At 63.8% G+C, this 15,162-nt stretch carries 13 protein-coding genes and 4 pseudogenes; 15 read left to right on the top strand and 2 right to left on the bottom strand.

Annotation, left to right across the window (positions count from 1 at the left end; translation table 11 throughout):
• Positions 1 to 58 precede the first annotated feature (58 nt).
• The 4 genes from GKZ92_RS19825 (at position 59) to catC (ending at position 3,317) form a co-directional block, all read left to right on the top strand.
• The gene (locus GKZ92_RS19825) at positions 59 to 1,006 is read left to right on the top strand and encodes a LysR family transcriptional regulator (RefSeq protein WP_006358136.1); all 948 of its coding nucleotides are present in this window, start codon (positions 59 to 61) and stop codon (positions 1,004 to 1,006) included.
• Positions 1,003 to 2,106, top strand: a complete 1,104-nt coding sequence (locus tag GKZ92_RS19820) for a mandelate racemase/muconate lactonizing enzyme family protein (RefSeq protein WP_006358135.1) — start codon at positions 1,003 to 1,005, stop codon at positions 2,104 to 2,106. The genes GKZ92_RS19825 and GKZ92_RS19820 overlap by 4 nt, the downstream gene beginning before the upstream one ends.
• A gap of 63 nt (positions 2,107 to 2,169) precedes the next feature.
• Positions 2,170 to 3,036, top strand: coding sequence for a catechol 1,2-dioxygenase (catA, locus tag GKZ92_RS19815; protein ID WP_006358134.1), 867 nt, complete (start codon positions 2,170 to 2,172; stop codon positions 3,034 to 3,036).
• Positions 3,036 to 3,317, top strand: coding sequence for a muconolactone Delta-isomerase (gene catC, locus GKZ92_RS19810; protein WP_006358133.1), 282 nt, complete (start codon positions 3,036 to 3,038; stop codon positions 3,315 to 3,317). The genes catA and catC overlap by 1 nt, the downstream gene beginning before the upstream one ends.
• Before the next feature lie 66 nt (positions 3,318 to 3,383).
• Here catC and GKZ92_RS19805 read toward each other — a convergent pair whose 3' ends face one another.
• Together GKZ92_RS19805 and GKZ92_RS19800 are read right to left on the bottom strand one after the other, a co-directional pair.
• Entirely contained in the window at positions 3,384 to 4,259 is an 876-nt protein-coding gene (locus GKZ92_RS19805; protein ID WP_006358132.1) for an alpha/beta fold hydrolase, read from the bottom strand.
• Positions 4,260 to 4,280: 21 nt separating this feature from the next.
• On the bottom strand, positions 4,281 to 5,456 hold the full coding sequence (locus tag GKZ92_RS19800) for a metallophosphoesterase (RefSeq protein WP_042378483.1): 1,176 nt from the start codon (positions 5,454 to 5,456) through the stop codon (positions 4,281 to 4,283).
• A 116-nt stretch (positions 5,457 to 5,572) separates the two neighbouring features.
• On the opposite strand from GKZ92_RS19800, the pseudogene GKZ92_RS19795 reads away from it, so the two are divergent.
• From GKZ92_RS19795 to GKZ92_RS19745, 11 genes and pseudogenes are all read left to right on the top strand, one after another.
• Positions 5,573 to 6,157, top strand: a pseudogene (locus GKZ92_RS19795) (sulfurtransferase); the annotation flags it as partial.
• Positions 6,069 to 6,293, top strand: a pseudogene (locus GKZ92_RS19790) (IS3 family transposase); the annotation flags it as partial. The pseudogenes GKZ92_RS19795 and GKZ92_RS19790, both read left to right, overlap by 89 nt.
• 59 nt (positions 6,294 to 6,352) lie before the next feature.
• A pseudogene (locus tag GKZ92_RS19785) lies at positions 6,353 to 7,555 on the top strand (NAD(P)/FAD-dependent oxidoreductase).
• 134 nt (positions 7,556 to 7,689) lie between these two features.
• Complete coding sequence (locus tag GKZ92_RS19780) at positions 7,690 to 8,757, top strand: BtrH N-terminal domain-containing protein (protein ID WP_006358127.1); 1,068 nt, start codon at positions 7,690 to 7,692, stop codon at positions 8,755 to 8,757.
• Positions 8,758 to 8,834: 77 nt separating this feature from the next.
• Positions 8,835 to 9,059, top strand: a pseudogene (locus tag GKZ92_RS19775) (ATP-binding protein); the annotation flags it as partial.
• Positions 9,060 to 9,465: 406 nt separating this feature from the next.
• The gene (locus GKZ92_RS19770) at positions 9,466 to 10,173 is read left to right on the top strand and encodes an MlaE family ABC transporter permease (RefSeq protein ID WP_006359633.1); all 708 of its coding nucleotides are present in this window, start codon (positions 9,466 to 9,468) and stop codon (positions 10,171 to 10,173) included.
• Between the two features lie 10 nt (positions 10,174 to 10,183).
• Positions 10,184 to 11,047 (top strand): ABC transporter permease, encoded by an 864-nt coding sequence (locus tag GKZ92_RS19765; protein WP_006359632.1) that lies wholly within the window; start codon positions 10,184 to 10,186, stop codon positions 11,045 to 11,047.
• An 8-nt stretch (positions 11,048 to 11,055) separates the two neighbouring features.
• Entirely contained in the window at positions 11,056 to 12,090 is a 1,035-nt protein-coding gene (locus tag GKZ92_RS19760; protein ID WP_040004233.1) for an MlaD family protein, read from the top strand.
• A complete protein-coding gene (locus tag GKZ92_RS19755; RefSeq protein WP_155225536.1) occupies positions 12,091 to 13,095 on the top strand; it encodes an MlaD family protein in 1,005 nt (334 codons plus the stop codon). It begins immediately after the preceding gene.
• The gene (locus tag GKZ92_RS19750) at positions 13,092 to 14,087 is read left to right on the top strand and encodes an MlaD family protein (protein WP_042378899.1); all 996 of its coding nucleotides are present in this window, start codon (positions 13,092 to 13,094) and stop codon (positions 14,085 to 14,087) included. The genes GKZ92_RS19755 and GKZ92_RS19750 overlap by 4 nt, the downstream gene beginning before the upstream one ends.
• A complete protein-coding gene (locus GKZ92_RS19745) occupies positions 14,081 to 15,130 on the top strand; it encodes an MlaD family protein (RefSeq protein WP_035756044.1) in 1,050 nt (349 codons plus the stop codon). The genes GKZ92_RS19750 and GKZ92_RS19745 overlap by 7 nt, the downstream gene beginning before the upstream one ends.
• Positions 15,131 to 15,162: the final 32 nt, after the last annotated feature.

The following is a 15,162-nucleotide window of genomic DNA, read 5'->3' as shown; positions in this document are numbered from 1 at the left end:
GCGTGGTCGCGGTCACACTTGATGACCGGCGACGGGGTTCTACGAGAAAAGACGAGTCATGGAGCTGAGGCACCTGCGCTACTTCGCAGCCGTCGCCGAGACCTGCCACTTCGGGCAGGCCGCGGCGACTCTGCACGTGGCCCAGCCGGCTCTGTCCTACGCCATCCGTCAGCTCGAGGCGGAACTCGACGTCACGCTGTTCGTGCGCACCACGCGCCAGGTGTCTCTGACCCCTGCGGGCGCATATCTCAAGGAGCAGGCCGAGCGCGTCCTGGCCGGCGTCGACGATGCCGTCGACGGGGTTCGGCGGATAGCGGCGGGGCGGAGCGGCCTGGTGCGTCTCGGTCTCACCGGAATCGCCGCGTTCTCTCATCTGCCCCGTATCGCTCGCATCGTCAAGCGTGAACTACCGGACGTCGACCTCGACATCCGAGCCGACATGCTGACACCGGGGCAGTGCAACGCTCTGCGCGCCGGTGCGATCGATCTCGGCATCCTCCGTCCGCCGGCGACCGGGGAAGACATCGAGTCCCGGGTGATCGACGTCGAACAGCTGGTGCTCGCCGCCTCGATCGATCACCGGCTCGCCATCGAGCCCGTGGTGTCGGTGGCGGACCTTCGAAGTGAGTCGTTCGTGATGTACGACAGCCGGGACTCGGCGGTCAATGACGCGGTGGTGAAGGCTTGTCGCGCAGCCGGATTCGTTCCCCGGCGGGCGTATCAGGCATCCGGTACCCCGGTGTTGCTCGCGCTGGTGGCCGCCGGACTCGGGGTTGCCGTCCTGCCGGCCTCCGTACGAGCCCTCCCGCTGGACGGGCTCGTCGTCCGCGACCTCGCCGACGCCGACACCGTGGAGGTCGCACTGGCCTGGAAAACCGGTGTCGAGAACCCGGTGGTCGGCGCGGTCGCCGATGTCATCGCATCCGCTTTCGCAACCGGTTCGGCCGACGCCGACCCGCGCGACCTCGACGCTCAGCTCAGTGCCCAGTTTGGAGATGAAAGATGAAGATCACCCGAGTGGACGCGATTCCATTCGCGATCCCGTACGTGAAACCGCTGAGGTTCGCCTCGGGCGAGGTGCACGTGGCCAATCACGTGCTGGTCCGTGTACACACCGACACCGGCGTGGTCGGCGTCGCGGAAGCGCCGCCTCGGCCGTTCACCTACGGAGAGACCCAGGACGGCATCATCACCGTCGTCAACACGATCTTCGCCCCGGCGATCGTCGGACTCACGCTGCTCGAACGTGAGGTGGTCGCCGCCCGGCTGGCGCGGACGATCGGCAACCCGGCTGCCAAATCAGCTGTCGACATGGCGATCTGGGATGCGTTGGGCAAGACCCTGGGGCTTCCCGTGGGCGACATGCTCGGCGGGTTCACCGACCGGTTGCGCGTCAGCCACATGCTCGGTTTCGCCGAGCCCGCGAAGATGGTCGCCGAGGCCGAGAAGATGGTCGAGACCTACGGCATCCGAACCTTCAAGGTGAAGGTCGGCAGGCACCCGGTGGGCCTCGACACCGCCGTGGTCCGGGCATTGCGCGAACGGTTCGGCGCCGAGATCGAGCTCTACGTCGACGGCAACCGCGGCTGGACCGCCGCGGAGTCGGCCCGAGCCATGAAGGAGATGTCCGACCTCGACCTGCTGTTCGCCGAAGAACTCTGCGACGCAGCCGATGTGATGGGCCGACGCTGGCTCGTGGAGCAACTCGACGTCCCGTTCATCGCCGACGAGTCGGTGCCCACGTCGGCCGACGTCACCCGGGAGATCCTCGGACGCTCCGCCACCGCGATCAGCATCAAGACCGCGCGGACCGGCTTCACCACCTCGCGCCGGACCCACCACCTCGCCGAGGGGCTCGGCATCCCGGTGGTCATGGGCAACCAGGTCGACGGTCAGGTCGGCACAGCGTGCGCGCTCGCCTTCGGCAGTGCCTTCGAACTGACCTCGCGCTACGCGGGCGAGCTGTCGAACTTCCTCGACATGAGCGACGACCTGCTGACCGAGCCCCTGCAGATCCGAGACGGCCACCTGTGTCGGTCCACGGCTCCGGGTATCGGCTTCGAGATCGACCCGGACAAACTCGAACGCTACCGAACCGACAACTGAAAACCCCGTCACCACAGATCGTTTCGTGGCAGCCCCACGAGCAAGAGTACAAGGAGAACCGACATGACCACCACCGAGCACCCGAACGAGGTCGCGACCGCTGCTGCCTCCGGCGCATCCGCCACCGAGCGTTTCCACGCCGACAAGTCGCCCTTCGAGGCAGTCAAGGACACCCCGCCGGAGCGCGTGGCCACGCTGATCAACGAGGTCCTCGCGGGGGTTCACGAGACCATCCGCAAGCACAAGGTCACCTACGACGAGTACAACGCCCTCAAGGCGTGGCTCATCAACGTCGGCGAGGACGGCGAATGGCCGCTGTTCCTCGACGTCTGGGTCGAGCACGTCGTCGAGGACGTCGCCACCGAGCACCGGGAGGGCAACAAGGGCAGCATCGAGGGTCCCTACTACGTCCCGAACGCCCCCGAGCAGGGCTCCAAGGGAGCAGTGCCGATGCGTGAGGACGAGAAGGGCGATCCGCTGTTGTGGAACGGCCAGGTCCGCTCGTGCGACGGCACCCCGCTCGCCGGCGCCAAGGTCGAGCTGTGGCACGCCGACGACGACGGTTTCTACTCGCAGTTCGCTCCCGGCATCCCGGAGTGGAACCTGCGCGCCACCTTCACCACCGACGACCAGGGCAACTTCGAGATCACCACGATTCGCCCGGCGCCGTACATGATCCCGACGGACGGCTCGTGCGGAAAGATGATCTCGGCGGCCGGTTGGCACCCGTGGCGTCCCGCCCACCTGCACCTCAAGGTGTCGGCGCCCGGCCACGAGCAGCTCACCGCGCAGCTGTACTTCCCCGGCGATGCCCACAACGACGACGACGTCGCCAGCGCGGTGAAGCCCGAGCTGATCCTCGATCCCCAGGACGACGGCAAGGGCGGCTACACGGTCGCTTACGACTTCGTCCTCGATCCGGAGAAGTGATGCTGTTCCACGTTCGGATGGACGTCAACATCCCCGACGATCTCGACCCGGACGTACGGGCAGACACCGTCGTCCGGGAGAAGGCGTACTCCCAGGATCTGCAGCGTTCCGGCAAGTGGCCGCACATCTGGCGCATCGTCGGTGAGTACTCGAACTACTCGATCTTCGACGTCGAGTCCAACGACGAGCTGCACATGCTCCTGTCGGGTCTCCCGTTGTTCCCGTACATGGACATCAAGGTGACACCGCTCGCGACGCACCCGTCGGACGTCAACGCCTGACGCAGACGCAAACCGCCCGCGACGGTCGTCGCGGGCGGTGTCGCGCCTCGTTCACGGGTTTGCGACTCACCTGCCGGTCAGCGTGGACAGCATCGCAGCCCAGTGCCGAAACGGGACAAGATGTCCTTCACCGGGGTACACGGAAAGCTCGGCATCCGGGAGTCGACCTGCGAGCCACTCTCCGACGGCGGGGATTGCCGTCGTATCGTCAGCGCCGTACCAGAGGTGAACTGGTGCGGAAACCTCGGAGAGACGAAAGTCCCAGGGGCCGACGAACGCGACGTTGTCCCACGCGATCGAATCGGGACCCTGCTTCATCGCCTCGGCGAAGGATTCGAAGAGCGCCCGACGGACCGGGGCCTCGGTGATGACCGCCGGATCGCTGGCGCCCCACATCCATTCGACCCAGGGCGCATCGGGATCGGTTCGCACGGACACCATTGCGTCGAGTAGTTCCCGGTTTCCGTCCAGGAAGATCTGGGCGGCACGTCCGGGGTCTCCCGGGAGATGGGAAAGTGCCTGGATGTCGTTGTCGTTGAGTTGCTCACGTACGCTTGGTATTTCGAGGGCGGGCCCGGGGCAGCCGGACAAACCGACACGTCGTACCCGAGCGGGTAGCGCTGCCGCTGTGGCCAGCGCGAACGGACCGCCGCCCGACCAGCCGAATACCGCGAACCGGTCCAGGTCAAGATGATCCGCCAGCGCCTCGGCATCTCGGGCGACGGCCGAGAGGCCGATGGGTGCCGGATCGGACAACCCGTATCCGGGACGATCGAAACTGACGACCCGGACGCCCCGCTGCCGGGACATCTCGTCGCCGAATGTGAGTTCGAGGCGGGAGCCCGGCGTTCCGTGGAAGTGGACGATCGTCGGTGCGCTCGCCTCACCCACTGTCCGTGCACGTACGCCTCGCCCGCCGACATCCACCGTGAACTCGGTCATCGTGCGAGCGTACGCGCAACGTCACGGTGTCGCCCGTAGCGTGAACATGGTGATCTCCGGCGGCGCGAGAACTCGCACCGGCGGATCCCACGCGCCGGCACCGCGGGTCGTGTACAGCACGGTGTTCCCGATCCGATCCAGGCCGAGGACCGAAGGCTGTTGCAACGGAACGAGATAGCGGATCGGCCACATCTGCCCACCGTGGGTGTGGCCGGAGAACTGGAGCTCGACGCCGAGGTCGGAGGCCTCGACGGCCTGCTTGGGCTGATGGGCGAGGAGCAGGACGAAGTCGTCGGGCGACGAACCCTCTAGCGCTGCAGTGAGATCCGGCTCGTACGGGTCCGGTGCGGTGGCATCGTGCACGCCGGCGAGCTGGATGGTCGCGCCGTCGACGGTCAGCGGGACCCGCGAGTTCCGCAGCGTCCGTATGCCGTATTCCTCCCACACGTCGAGCCATCTGCCGCCGTCGTCGGAGTAGTACTCGTGGTTTCCGCTGACGCCGAACACCCCGAGCGGTGCGCGGAGATCGGCGAGCGGTTCCAGGGTGTCGCGGACGTAGGGGATCGTGCCGTCGGTGAGGTCTCCGACCAGCAACACCAGATCGGGGTTCTGCGCGTTGATCTCGTCGACGACGCGCCGGGTGAACGAGGCATCGCGCGCGGGCCCGACGTGGAGGTCGGAGACCACGGCGATGCGGAGTCCGTCGAACTGCGGTGGCAGGCCGTCGAATGTCGCGCTGACCTCGGTCACCTGTGGCCGGGACGCCTCGAAGACGCCATACCCGGTGACCCCGAGCGCCACGACTACCACGGCCGCTGTCGCGATCCGCATGCGGTGCAGTCTGCGCGCGGCCGCGTCGGTCGTCTCGTCTGTCCCGGTCCGGCGTCGTCGAATCCGGCGAATGATGTTCGCCCCGAACGAGATCAGTCCGATGATCGCCAGGCCGAGGAACAGGTAGAAGACCATGCCGATCCAGATGAGGCCCACCGAGCCGATCGGCCGCGCCCACGACGGGTCCAGCGATCGGCCACTGGCGAACCCGATGACCGCCAGTGCCCACATCACGGTGAGCGCGACGTCGGCGACGCCCGACCACGGTCGGGGGAGTGCGGTGGCGCGGACGATCCGGCGGTGCAGCCAGAAGGTGATCAGACCGAAGAAGACCGCCGGAACCAGCACGGCCAGGAACAGCGCCACCAAAGGCCCCCTGTGAATCGCGGAGAGTCGTCCGCAGGTGCGGACCGCCTCATTCTCGCATCGCGGCCGACAGGCCTTCGCCGGGGTGTGGAGCGAGCGTCGATAGGCTGACCGACATGAGCGATGTACTCGTCACCCCGCTCGACCTGGCCGAGATGCTGCTCGGGACGCCGCCGGTGGTCCTCGACGTACGGTGGCAACTCGGCGACTTCGACGGTCGCGAGGCCTACCGGGACGGCCACATCCCCGGCGCGGTGTACGCCGACCTCGACACCGAACTCGCCGCACCACCGTCCGGAGCCGTCGGGGGCCGACACCCCATCCCCGCGATCGAGGACCTCCAGGCCGCCGCGCGGAGCTGGGGGATCACCGACGGCGTCCCGGTCGTGGTCTACGACGACTCGGGCAACCTGGCCGCGGCCCGTGCATGGTGGTTGCTGCGCTGGGCCGGGCTCGCCGACGTGCGACTGCTCGACGGTGGTCTCGCCGCCTGGACCGCCGAGGGCCTGCGCACGACGACCGGCGACGGCGGACGGCCCCGCGCCGGAAAGGTCACGCTGACCGGCGGGAACCTCCCGCTCGCCACGATCGACGACGTCGCATCCGGTACCGCGAGGGGGAGCCTGCGGCGACAACGCGGCGATGGAGAGTTTCTTCGCGCTTCTGCAACGCAACGTCCTCGACCGCCAGCGCTGGGACACCCGTGAACAGCTGAGGATCGCGATCGTAACCTGGATCGAACGGACCTACCACCGCCGGCGCCGCCAATCCCGCCTGGGCCGGTTGACGCCAGTCGAGTTCGAAGCAATGATCAACACCGCCGCTACCGCGGCATGACACCCCAACAGTCACCTATCCGTGCAGCAGGCCCTCCGCCTCACCCCGAAATCGAGAACATGACAATGCAGCGAACCATTATCGTCGGGGCTAGCCACGCCGGCGCCCAGCTCGCGGCCAGCCTGCGCCAGGAAAAGTGGAGCGACGAGATCGTCCTCATTGGAGACGAGTCGGCCCTGCCCTACCATCGCCCTCCGCTGTCGAAGGCCTACCTCGCGGACCGCAGCACCCTCGCCGACCTCGCGATCCGCAGCCCCGACTTCTACGCCAAGCAGCGCATCCATCTCCTCAATGCAACAGTAGAGAAGGTTGACCGCGCGGCTGGTCATGTGATCCTACATAACGGCGACGCCCTACCCTACGACAAGCTCGCGCTGTGCACCGGTGCCCGCCCTCGACGACTTCTCACCCCGGGAGCCGACCTGGCCGGGGTCTATTACCTACGCACTGCGGCCGACTGTCGCCAGGATCCGGGTGGCCGCCAGCCCCGGTTGTCACGCCGTGATCGTCGGGGGTGGCTACATCGGTCTCGAGACGGCGGCCTCGTTGCGAGCGCTGGGTCTGGAGGTCACCGTGCTCGAAGCGACCGGCCGCGTCCTCGAGCGTGTCACCGCGCCCGAGGTGTCGGCGTTCTTCGACCGGATCCATCGGGAAAAGGCGTCAACATCAGAACGGACGCGCTGGTGGAGGCCCTGTCCGGCGTCGGCAGGGTCCGGGAGGTGGCCCTGGCCGATGGTGAATCAATTCCTGCCGACCTTGTCATCGTCGGCATCGGTATTGAGCCGAACACCGATTTGGCCGCCGCCGCAGGTCTGGCCGTGGACAACGGCATCGTTATCGATGACCAAGCACGCACTAGCGCCCCCGATATCGTGGCCGCCGGTGACTGCGCCATTCACAACATGGCCCGATACGGCCGCCGCATACGCCTAGAGTCCGTGCCGAGCGCGGGCGAACAGGCCAAGGTAGCCGCTGCGACAATTTGCGGCAAACAGAGGAAAATTGCCGCGCTTCCATGGTTCTGGTCGGATCAATACCACCACAAACTCCAGATTGCCGGTCTTAATTCGGGGTATGACGAAACCGTCCTGCGCGGCGATCCGACCCGTGACGGCGACTTCACCTGCTTCTACCTGCGCGCCGGCGAACTCCTCGCCGCCGACTGCATCAACCGCCCGCGGGACTTCATGTTCAGCAAACGGGCCATCGCCCAGAAACTCCCCACCGACCGAACCAAACTGAGCTCACCAATAGCGGTATGACCCTGTACTCGCTGATTCGCGAGCACGATGAGAAGGTAATAACGGCGAGCATCAACGAAACCTTCAGCGTCGTACGCCGTCAAATACCTGCCAGCCCAACCAAACCCTGATCGACTGAGCCGTGAGGAGTACGGATGCGACGCCCAACCGTGATCGAGGACTACCCACACCGGATGGGGGGACACTGTGGTTCGGGCGCAATGCGCGATCTTCTGCACTGGCACGGTTTGGGATGGGATGGCCCACCCGATGAAGGCCTGGTGTTTGCCCTCGGTGGCGCTCTGGGACTGTCCTACCTCCGATCGAACGACCTCGTCCCACCGCTCTACCTGGTAGGACGAGGCGCCGACTTCGAGATCGATCTACCCCGCCGCCTCGGTGCACAGGTCCAAATCCTTACCACCGACGATCCCGAGGAAGGATGGTCGTGGATCCGCGACGAGATCGACGCAGGCAGGCCTAGCCTCGTTTGGGGCGACATCGCTGAGCTGCCATACCTGCGGGTCCAATTACAGATGAGTCGACACGACATCGTGATTATCGGCTACGACGAGGCCAAAGAGATCGCCTACGTCGTAGACAATGACCGCGCCGAGGTGCAACAGGTCTCACTCGAGGCGCTGGCCCGCGCGCGATCCTCGACATCATTTCCACAACCGACACGACACTGCACGTACCGCATCGCGTGGTCAAAAGAACTGCCAGACCTAGCGCAAGTGGCCGCGGAAGCGTTTCGCCAGTCCGCCGCCAGTATGCGACACCCGTCACAGCCAGGAATCGTCGACCTGACGGCACAGGCCGCAGGGGACGAAGGCCTCGCGGCGGCCGCTCAACTTGCAGCCGACATTCCGACCTGGACCGACCTCCCCGTAGACCAGCTCGAGATATTCCTGTTCAGCCTGAGCGCCTTCATCGAAAAAGCAGGAACCGGCGGAGGACTGTTCCGCCGGTTGCTCGCCGACGGATGCGCCGACATCGCACGATTAACAGGAGATCCCGCCACAGCAGATCTCGCCGTGGCCGCCGACCGTTGTGCACAGGCATGGACCGACACCGCTCGTGCGGGGGTCCAACGCGACATCGACGCGCACGCTCGCGCGGAAACAGTGGCCATGTCGGCCGGCCGTATGCCAGAGCTCGAACTGAACCTAGTCGAGTCCCTTGAGTCCGCTTCGAGCTCGCTGAGTGCAATAGCACGCTGACCTCAGTACTATTCCGCACACACCCCGGTGCGTATGGCCCTGGACTATTCTGCCCGAGCACATTGCGCACACGCGGATCCGATAATCTCTACGACCTGGTCTCCGACCGGGCAATCGCCGGCAAACCGCTGATCCTGACCAGCAACAGAGCGCCCAAAGACTGGTACCCCCTGTTTCCCAATCCGGTCGTCGCCGAATCACTGCTCGACCGGCTCATCAACACCAGCCACCAGATCCTTATGGACGGCCCGTCCTACCGCCCCCGTAAACGACCCGGACCGCCCGCCAAGAAGACCACCTGACCCCGACCGACCTGCTCAGCTACGCTGGCCCCAAGCACGCTCGAGCATGGGGAATTACCTGACGGAGACCCCTGAGGAATTACGTGACCGTCGACAAATAACGAACTCGGAGCAGACCTGCGAGCCCCGCAGAGCCACTGCCGCACATAGGGACGGGCCGGACGCGTCATCGAGGGTCAACAGGGCCGGTGTTCCGTCGTGCCGGCTGGTCAATTCGGGCAGAAGTATCCAAACCGCGAATGGGGTACTGCAAGTACCTGGTACTGTGCGAACACCCATCGCGGAGGGCTGTTCAGCAAGGTGAAGGAGAATCAGTATCGCTACGGAACTTGCTGGTCGTGCGACAGACAGTCTTGCGACCTTCGGAAACACGATTGCCCTCGCCGGCCAGGCATTACGGTGGGCCGTGCACGACATTGTCACCGGACGGTTTCCTTTCCGGGAGGTCGTTGTACAGACCTGGTTCGTCATCACCGTCACGACGTTGCCGGCGATCCTGGTGGCGATTCCGTTCGGCGTTATCGTCTCGGTGCAGGTCGGAAGTCTGACCCAGCAGGTCGGGGCCACGTCCATCGCCGGCGCCGCTGGTGGACTCGGGATCATTCAGCAGGGGGCACCGATCGTCACAGCCCTTCTGCTCGGTGGTGCGGCAGGGTCAGCCATCGCCTCTGACCTCGGCGCACGCACCGTCCGTGAAGAAATCGATGCCATGGAAACTCTTGGACTCAATCCGACCCGTCGAGTCGTCGCACCGCGGTTCGTTGCGGTTCTCATCGTCGCTCCAATGTTGTGCATGCTGATCGTGTTTACCGGTCTCGTGGCCGGCTACATCCTGAGCGTCAACGTCCAGGGCATCACGCCCGGAAGTTACGTCGCCTCGTTCGCCTCGTTCGCCTCGTCGGCGGACATCCTGGTGGCACTGATCAAGTCATTGGTGTTCGGTCTCGTGGTCGTGGCGATCGCATGTCACCGGGGTCTGTCCACGAAAGGCGGCCCGAAGGGTGTGGCCCAATCTGTCAACGCCACCGTGGTCCTGGGGGTGGTGGCGTGCTTCGTCATCAACGTGGTCATCACCCAGCTGACAATCATGTTCGTCCCGCAGACCATCGGATGACGGAGAACACGTGACCGCAGTACCATCCACCCGTTTCACTTCGGTCACTCGTCCGATCGTGCGTTCTGTGACGCCCCTCGCCGAAGTCCCCGCACAACTCGGGCACATCACCACGTTCATCATCGACACCGTCGCAGGAATTCGTCACGTCGCGACCACCTATCGACGACAGACGCTCTTGTACATACAGGAGTTTGCCTGGGGACGAGGCGCTGTTCTGGTCGGCGGGGGTACCGCAGTCGTGCTGGTCATTCTCGGAATGGCTGTCGGGGCATCTATCGGCATCCAGGGTTACGCCTCGCTGGACCTGGTGGGGATGGGGTCTCTTACCGGGTTCATCTCGTCATACGCCAACACTCGGGAGTTGGCACCGATGATCGCTGCGATCGGCTTTGCGGCCCAGGCCGGCTGTCGCCTCACTGCGGAGATCGGTTCGATGCGCATCGCCGAAGAGATCGACGCACTCGAATCGATGGCGGTGCGGCCGATTCCATACGTCGTCAGCACACGCGTGGTCGCAGCGATCACCACCATCATCCCGCTCTACATCGTGACGCTGATACTAAGTTTCGCCGCGGCCAAGCTGGTCGTCATCCTGCTACACGGCCAGTCAGGTGGCACCTACGACTTCTATTTCAATGCGTTCCTCAAACCGCAGGATCTGGCGTTCTCAGTCATCAAGGTCCTGATTTTCGTAGTTTCGGTCGTCATCATCCACAGCTACCAGGGTTTCTACGCCACCGGTGGAGCAGAAGGCGTCGGCCGCGCGTCTGGTCGAGCGATCCGCAGCAGTCTCATCGTCATTGTTGTGGAGGACATGATCTTGACCCTGCTGATGTGGGGCTTCGATTCGGGCGTCAGGATTTCGGGCTAGGGGTTGAAGTGGCTGTTTATAAAGATCCGTCAGGGCGCGCGCCCTCAATAACAAATTTGACACTGCGTGGGATTGGGGTCCTCGTCGTAGTGGTGGTTGCGGCCTATTTTCTGGTGTCAAACGCAACCGGAAAATTTGAAGATAACAAGACAGTGACGATCACCACCGACGCGATTGGTGACGGGTTGAAGGGCGGATCGGAGGTGAAGTATCGGGGCCTCACGGTGGGCAAGGTGTCCTCGGTGTCGGTGCGCGACCAAAGCACGTCTGTGAAAATTGAGCTCACCGGAGCGAACGACGACATCCGGTTGCGTCAGGGCTTGGCGGTGAATTACACGTCCGCCAGCGCGCTGGGGCCGACGGCACTGGATATTGTCGACCCCGGGCAGGGAGCGCTCATCCGTGATGGCGGCAGTGTCTATGTGAGCAAGCAGCAGTCCGAACAAACGTCGGTCTCGACCCTGATTCGAAAACTTTCCAAGCTGGTCAATGCTCTCGATCAGCCGGCGTTCAATTCTGTGGTGAAGTTTGTCGTCGACGATTCCCAAACGTTTGCCGACGCCGGCAAACTCATGTTCCAGATCGCACAGCTCACTCGGGACGTTCAACAGCGGCCAGTGGGCCAGGATTTGGCGATCGCGGCAGACGTGTCCGAGGGTGTTGCCGACTTCATGAAGCCGTTCATTCCGGGCATCCTCATAAACGTCGACATCGCTGACTTCTTCGCCACCGACGAGGCCATCAAACAGACCAAGGGCAACCTCAACGACACCGGCGAGGTCCTGTTCGGCGCACTCGGAGGACTGTTGAACAAAAACTACCCGGCGTTGAGTTCACTACTGGACGTCGGCCTCGATCTGGCGAGGCCAGTCGCCAGATCGGCCTCGGGGCTCGCGCGGACCGTTTACACCATCCCGCAGATCCTGGACAGCATCGACAAGGCCACGCCGCAGGTCGGCGAGCGAGTACAACTTCAGGTCGCCCTGGTAGTGCAGACGTCACCTGCGCTGCAGAGCGCGCTTGCAGTAGGAGGACCGAGGTAGATGAAGCTCAAGTCGTTAACTCCCACCATCATCAAGATCGTCGCGTTCGCCGCAGTCATCGGCGTTCTCACCTACGTGATCATCGCCATCCTCCAACCCAGCTCGGATGGACCGAGTTCTGAACGATCAGCGGTCTTCTCCGATGCCTCCGGGCTCAAACCTCGCGACGGTGTGCGGCTGGCTGGAGTCAAGGTCGGTTATGTGACGGCGATCGACCTGAACGGGCCCACGGCGGTCGTTCATTTCCAACTGAACGACGACATCACGATCACATCGAAAACCACCGCCGCCGTGCGTTATCAGAATCTTCTCGGACAGCGATATGTCGAATTGATCGGTGCGGCACAGGGGAAGACACAGGGGGAACTCACACAGGTGGCGCTCGACAAGACCATTCCCTCATTTGATGTGTCCACCTTGTTCAACGGATTCAAGCCGGTGTTCGACACGCTTAATGCCGACGAGATCAATGAACTGCAGTCCAATTTATTGCGCGTTGCTCAAGGTGATGGAAGGGGCATATCGCCTGTTCTGAAGCAGATCGCCAACATCACCGCCTACGGGAACCAGCGGTCTGAGATCATCACGAATATTGTGACGAGTCTCGGCCAGGTCTCCGACCAGCTCGAAGGCCGCTCGGCGGAGATGGTCGAACTCGTCGACAAGCTGGGATCGATCGTCGACGCCTTCAGCCGCGTGAGTGACCGGCTGCGAGAGTCGCTACGCGAGGTCAACCGGTCCATGTCGAAGACGGTCCTCACCGGCGAGCAACTCGAGTCAACGTACGACCAGAGTTTCGCGGCGATCTATCAGCGTCTGGCGCGAGAACCCGGGGAGTTAGAGGGTCTACTCAACGGTGCGGTGCTGCTCAAGCCCCTTATGGACTCGCTCACCGCTGCGACGAACTCCACGCCGAGCGAGGCGCAATGTTCGAAAGGTCTCCTGCCCCTGCCGGATACAGCGCAGATTGCGCTTATGGGGCAACGATTGGTGGTGTGTAAGTGAGGTTGTTCAATCGAAATCGATCGCATCACCAGCCCGAACGCAGACGCGACCTCATCGTCGCCGGTGTGGTGGTGGTGACCGTGGTGGTCGGTCTGGTCATCGCCGGGGCCGTGTATATCGCACCGCCCGGTCAAAAGGTGTACTCGGCCCATCTGGTCAACACCGGCGGGCTGGAGTCGGGTGATCAGGTGCGTATAGCGGGGATAAGACAAGGGAGGGTGTCGTCGGTGGACCTCACGGGAACGGTTATCACAGTCAAATTTCGACTCGACGACTCGGTGTCAGTCCGTTCGGATGCTACCGCAGCGGTTCGCCTGATCACGCCGATCGGCGGGCGAGTTCTCGATCTGGACCCAGGGTCAGGACCGACCGCGCTGTCGGGGGCCATCCCCCTTGTTCAGACATCGAGTACCTACGACATCTCCAACACGCTCGAGACGACGACGCCGGTGTTCCGTGATGTGAACGGCGTCGATCTCCGTCAAACTGCGGCGCTGCTGCAGAATGCGTTCTCCGACGGCAACACAAACATTCCCGACGCACTGAGGAACACCAGCAGTCTGATGGACCTCCTAGAGCGACAGTACGGTCAGCTCGACAAAACGGTCGCTCTATCGGATGAATACGTCAAAGCTTTCGCCGACCAAAAACAGGTGCTAGTCGACTTTCTCCGTCAACTCAGCTTCCTGGCCAGGACGCTGGGACCTGATATCCAGAACGTCCGCGACGGGTTCGACTATCTCAGGCGTCTGTTCAAACTCCTGACGAGGCCGCTCGTGGCGTACCGCGATGGCATCGAACCGTCCGTGCAACAGTTCAAGACGCTCCTGGACAAGGTGTCGACAGAGATGCCGGGCTACTCCAATGCCCTGACACAGATCGATCAGATCACTCAGCGCCTCGGCGTCCTCCTCCAGGCGCCGGTCGGTGCGCCGGCCACCACAGAACCAGAGGTTCGTGTGTGCATTCCGAGTGGTGACGACAAATGCTGACCACCTGGGTCCGAAGACTGCTGCTCCTGATCGCCGTGGTGGTGGTGGTCATCGCTGGTATCGGGATAGGCCGGACAGCGTCCGACGACACGCGCGCCCTGTGCGCAGAGTTCACCGATGCATCGGGCCTCTTCGAAGGCAACGCAGTCGCCATGCTCGGCAAGAAGGTGGGCAGCGTCGTCGGGGTGCACCAGAATAAAGGTCAGTCCGGTGTAAGGATCGACATGCGGGTCGACAAGAGCGTGCCGCTGTCTGCCGACGTCGGCGCGACTCTGGTGTCGACATCCATCGTGACCGAACGTCAGATCGAGTTCACCAAGCCGTACTCCGGTGGAGCCCGATACGAGACGAATCAGTGCATTCCGTTGAGTAAGACGAGAACCCCGCTGGGAATCAGTCAGACGCTCGACTCGATCAGCGACTTGTCCGAGGACCTGGTCAAGGACAACGGCAGAAACACCGACGCCGTCCTGCAGTCCCTCAAGCTCGTTTCCCGCAATCTGGAAGGGACCCAGGGTGACGTGGCCGGGATCATCAAGGACTCTGCCACGCTCATCAACGACCCGGCCAAGCGGGATGGACAGGTTCGCAGGATCGTCGGGAACCTCGCAACACTGACGGGGGTGGCAGCCGAGAACGACAAAGAGGTGACCGCCCTCTTCGACAACTTCGTGGGTGCCATCAATGTCATCGTCGCGTTCGGCCAGACGTTCGGCGCGGCAGTCGAGTACGCGGGGACGTTCGTACCGATCCTCTCGCGGCTCGCAACGGATTTCGGGCCCCCAATATTCGCGATCGGTGATGCTGCCGTTCCGCTCATCGCCGGCATGGGAGAGCAGCCGGACATGGTGGCAGCGGTCGCAGCCCGCACGGCAGACCTCATCATGAAACACCCCGATGCCAAGTCGATCGTGCAGGCGTTCGCAGTGTCGCTGCCTTTGCGAAGCCTCGTCAGTGGCTGCGCCGCGCCGGTGGCAAACGGCGTCTGCGGGCCCGGCGATGCATCAAGGACGATCGCCGGGATGATGGGGGGAGGGGCCTGATGATCTCAGTCAACCGGGCACGCCTCGGACCC

The sequence above is a fragment of the Gordonia sp. 135 genome (assembly GCF_009720185.1).
In the GTDB taxonomy this organism is placed as follows: Bacteria; Actinomycetota; Actinomycetes; order Mycobacteriales; family Mycobacteriaceae; genus Gordonia; species Gordonia alkanivorans.
This window is presented reverse-complemented; position numbering and strand designations above follow the sequence as displayed.